1 protein-coding gene is annotated in these 649 nt (G+C 33.7%); it reads right to left on the minus strand.

Going from position 1 to position 649, the window contains the following annotated elements; translation table 11 throughout:
- Positions 1 to 590, minus strand: a 590-nt coding sequence (locus FUA24_RS25715) for an efflux RND transporter permease subunit (RefSeq protein ID WP_449441420.1), incomplete at its 3' end; no start/stop codon positions are given.
- Between the last annotated feature and the right edge of the window lie 59 nt (positions 591 to 649).

Raw genomic sequence — 649 nt, forward strand, 5'->3', positions numbered from 1 at the left:
TTTGTAATTTCCAACTGCTTTTGCTTCAATAATGGATAATTACTTTTTGCGAGTTTAACAGCTTCCTGTAATGAAATTTCGGGAATTGTATCATTCAACTCTTGTGCATTACTTTGTGGTGAAAAGCCAAATAGTAATAATACAACTGCTGTTGCTGTTACTAACTTTTTATTTGGCTTAAACGTAAAAGATTTGTTTTCTACCCAATGATATAAAATTGGTAAAACAAATAAGGTAAGCAAAGTTGAAGTTAATAATCCACCAATAACTACAGTTGCCAAAGGACGCTGTACTTCTGCACCAGCTGATGATGAAATAGCCATTGGTAGAAAGCCTAATACATCTGTAAAAGCAGTTAGCATAATAGGTCTGATTCTTCGTTTAGTACCTTCAACTATTCTATCCTTTAAATTGGTTACACCTTCTTCTTTTAATTCGTTGAGTCCGCTTATCATTACCAATCCATTTAATACCGCAACACCAAACAACACAATAAAACCAACACCTGCCGAAATACTAAATGGCATATCACGCAACCATAAGGCTACTACACCACCAATAGTTGCCATTGGGATGGCTATATAAATCATTAAGGTTTGAGGTAGTGATTTTAATGCAAAGTATATTAGTATAAATATGAGTAATAAGG

It is taken from the genome of Seonamhaeicola marinus (genome assembly GCF_008085455.1).